At 53.0% G+C, this 3,738-nt stretch carries 4 protein-coding genes; 3 read left to right on the forward strand and 1 reads right to left on the reverse strand.

Features of this window, described 5'->3' with window-relative positions; all coding sequences use genetic code 11:
* Positions 1–120: LPXTG cell wall anchor domain-containing protein (locus tag GTN70_08495; protein ID NIO17023.1), on the forward strand; the 120-nt coding region annotated here is incomplete at its 5' end.
* A gap of 178 nt (positions 121–298) precedes the next feature.
* On the opposite strand, the gene galE is transcribed toward GTN70_08495, so the two are convergent.
* Positions 299–1,273: a UDP-glucose 4-epimerase GalE gene (gene galE / locus GTN70_08500; protein NIO17024.1), complete on the reverse strand. Its 975-nt coding sequence runs from the start codon at positions 1,271–1,273 to the stop codon at positions 299–301.
* Between the two features lie 345 nt (positions 1,274–1,618).
* Here galE and gmd point away from each other — a divergent pair, with 345 nt between their 5' ends.
* Together gmd and GTN70_08510 are read left to right on the forward strand one after the other, a co-directional pair.
* Positions 1,619–2,689: a GDP-mannose 4,6-dehydratase gene (gene gmd, locus GTN70_08505; GenBank protein ID NIO17025.1), complete on the forward strand. Its 1,071-nt coding sequence runs from the start codon at positions 1,619–1,621 to the stop codon at positions 2,687–2,689.
* Between the two features lie 198 nt (positions 2,690–2,887).
* A partial coding sequence (locus tag GTN70_08510; GenBank protein ID NIO17026.1) for an NAD-dependent epimerase/dehydratase family protein occupies positions 2,888–3,738 on the forward strand: 851 nt, incomplete at its 3' end.

Here is a 3,738-nt window from a genome sequence, read left to right on the forward strand (position 1 = left end):
GGCGGCGGCGGCGGATGCGCCATCGTCGGATCGAAGGCGCCGATTCTCCAGGGTGCAGGAGCCTTCATCCTGCTGCTCCTCATCGGTGGATGGTACGTTGTCAGGAGAAGGAAGAAGTAAGGGATATTCGATAAGAATAGCCCTATTGTGAATGCTAAAAAGGGGGATCGAGCCCATCGGGGCCATCCCCCTTTTTGTTTTCATTTTCGGCAAGTTCAGAGTTTCGAGTTCAGAGTTTATAGTTTAGAGTTGGGTGTTCATTCCACATTCCGAATTCCGCATTCCGCATTACATGTTTTTATAGATTTCTCTCCCACTCCCAGGCCGTCTTCACGATGTGCTCGAGGTCGTCGTGCTCCGGTTTCCACGCAAGGTTTTTCGCAAGCTCCGTGCTGTCTGCCACCAAAACGGGCGGGTCCCCGGGCCGCCGGGCCTCTTCCGTGACCGGGAAATCGACCCCGGTTACCCTCTTTGCCATGTCCACCACTTCCCGGACGGAGTAGCCCCTGCCGTAACCGCAGTTGAAGAAGGCGTTCTTTCCCCCGCCCGCAAGGTAGCTAAGCGCGAGGATGTGCGCCTCTGCCAGGTCGTTTACGTGGATGTAGTCCCTTATGCAGGTGCCGTCCGGCGTGGGGTAGTCGGTCCCGAAGATTTTCGCGCCGGGAATCTGCCCCCTGGCTGCTTTCAAAAGGAGGGGAATCAGGTGGGTTTCGGGGTCGTGGCACTCCCCCAGGCCCCCCGCGGGGTCGGCGCCGGCGGCGTTAAAATACCGAAGGGACACGAACCCTGTGCCGTGGGCCGCCGAAAAGTCCTCGAGGATCCGCTCCACCGCTGCCTTCGTGTTCCCGTAGGGGTTTATCGGCTTTATCGGCTCGTCTTCCCGGATGGGCACCCTTTCGGGATTGCCGTACACGGCAGCCGACGAGGAGAAGATGAAGTTTCGAACGCCCGTTTCCGCCATGGCGCGGAGGAGCTCTATCGTTTTGAGCACGTTGTTCACGTAGTACTTGTACGGGTTTGCCACGCTTTCGGGCACGACGATGTGGGCGGCAAAGTGCATGACCGTGTCTACGTTCTTTTCCCGGAGAATCGCCTTCATCCTCTCCGCGTCGCCTATGTCCTCCACCTCGAGGACCCCTTCGGGGACAGCCCACCGGTGCCCCGTGGAGAGGTTGTCCACCACGGTGACGTTCCCTCCTTTTCTCATCAACTCCCTGACCACGTGGCTTCCGATGTACCCGGCACCGCCGGCGACGAGAACGTTTTCCGCCATCTGCCAACCTCGCTTCGCTTTTTCCGTGATGATACCCGAAGGGGGTGGAAAACAAAACGGCAAATTGCTGCTGCAGCAAACAATTGCAGCACCGCGACATGTTGACTATAAAGTCTGCGGGAAGGGATCTGTAGTCCCGTGTCCCGGGTCCCGAGAAAGCGGTTTCGCGTTTCGGGTTCAACCGGAAACCGTTAACCGTGAACCGTGAACGGTAAACCGGTTTTATTCCGCATTCCGAATTCCCATTTACCCGATGTGTCTGTTCAAACCATTGGATCAATAACCCCTTCCACCGGATTGAAGGAATGTTCTATAATCACACTATTCGTAACAGGGAGGTTGTGATTGGCAAAGAAAGCACTCATAACGGGGATCACAGGCCAGGACGGCTCTTACCTCGCCGAGTTTCTTCTCTCGAAGGGATATGAAGTGCACGGGATAATAAGGAGAGCCAGCACGTTTAACACCTCCAGGATCGAGAGAATATACGTCGATCCGCACGAGCCGGAAGCGCGGCTTTACCTTCATTATGGAGACCTTGCAGATTCGGGTCAGCTCGATAACCTTATCTATAATATAAGGCCCGACGAGATATACCATTTGGGGGCCCAGAGCCATGTGCGGGTGAGCTTCGATATACCCGAATATACAGGCAACATAACTGCCCTTGGCACGGCGAGGATCCTCGAATCGATCAGGAGGAGCGGTGTAAAAAGTAGATTTTATCAAGCCTCTTCTTCGGAGATGTTCGGTGTTGCTCCTCCTCCCCAGAATGAAAAGACACCTTTTTACCCGAGAAGCCCTTATGCTGCTGCGAAAGTATACGCATACTGGATGGCGGTGAACTACAGGGAAGCCTACAAGCTTTTCTCATCGAACGGGATTTTGTTCAACCACGAATCTCCAAGGAGAGGAGAGACTTTTGTGACCAGAAAGATAACGAGAGCCCTGGCTCACATAAAACTGGGAAAACAGTCAAAGCTCTACCTTGGCAATCTCGATGCGAAAAGGGACTGGGGATTTGCCCCGGAGTATGTGGAGTGTATGTGGAGGATACTCCAGCACGACCGGCCGGATGATTTCGTGATCGGTACGGGAGAGACACATTCGGTCCGCGAATTCCTCGATGAAGCGTTCCGCTATGCCGGGCTCGATTTCAATGAGTATGTGGAAATAGATACCAAGTATTTCCGGCCCACCGAGGTTGACTGCCTTCTGGCCGATGCGGGAAAAGCAAAAAGAGATCTCGGATGGGAGCCAAGAGTTCCTTTCAAAGAGCTGGTGAAGATCATGGTGGATTTTGACTTCAAGGCACACGGCATAGAGCCGCCGGGAGAGGGTATCAAGGCTCTCGAAGAAAAAGGACTTTCGTGGACGGACAATGCTCTCTCGATGGAGAGGGAAAACGACGAATAGTGGCGTTATCAGGGTCAAGGGTAGATGGCCAAAAATTGTGTTTCGGCGTTTGGATTCTGAAAGAAAAACCCGTTTCGAGTTAGATACGCGAGTCCCGTGTCACGAAAACTTTGAGAGGGCATGTGATAAACTCGAACCCCGTGAATTGAACCGCTATGTTCTTGAAAACAAACGCGTAATTGTCGCTGTTTGGGGATGATGGAGCTGGAATCGAAAATATACGTTGCCGGACATCGGGGGCTGGTGGGCTCAGCTCTCGTAAGGGAATTGAAGCGATCGGGTTTCGGGAACCTCATAACCCGGACTTCAAATGAGATCGACCTTCGTGACAGAGACGCTGTCATGAAGTTTTTCATATCAGAGAAACCGGAATACGTGTTTCTCGCAGCTGCGAAAGTGGGGGGCATTCACGCAAACGACACCTACCCGGCGGAGTTTATTTTTGATAACCTCGCTATCCAGCTGAACGTTATCGATAGTGCGAGAACGTCCGGCGTTAAGAAACTTCTCTTTCTCGGATCTTCCTGCATTTATCCACGCGAATGTCCCCAGCCTATGAGAGAAGAATTTTTCTTATCGGGATATCTCGAGAAAACCAATGAGCCATATGCTGTGGCAAAAATCGCCGGTATCATCATGTGCGAGGCCTACAGAAGGCAGTATGGCAGCGTATTCATTTCGGCGATGCCCACGAACCTCTATGGGCCGGGAGATAACTTCGACCTGAAGGATTCTCATGTGATCCCGGCACTTATCAGAAGATTTCACGAGGGAAAAGTGAGAGGCGATGCCGAGGTTGTCGTCTGGGGTACGGGAATGCCGAGAAGAGAGTTTCTGTATGCAGATGATCTCGCCAGTGCCCTTGTGTTCCTGATGAAAGAATATGATGACAGCGGGTTTATCAACGTCGGCTCTGGGGAGGATATCTCCATAAGGGACCTTGCTGAATTGATCAGGAATGTGGTTGGATATGCAGGAAGGTTAACGTTTGACTCCACCAAACCAGATGGGACACCGAGAAAGCTCCTCGACGTGTCACGCATCAATTC

This window comes from Deltaproteobacteria bacterium, assembly GCA_011773515.1.
In the GTDB taxonomy this organism is placed as follows: Bacteria; Desulfobacterota; Deferrimicrobia; order J040; family J040; genus WVXK01.

What these genes read in the sequence shown, in the direction of transcription:
- galE (NIO17024.1), bottom strand. Translation starts at nt 1,273, where the DNA reads ATGGCGGAAAACGTTCTCGTCGCCGGCGGTGCCGGGTACATCGGAAGC.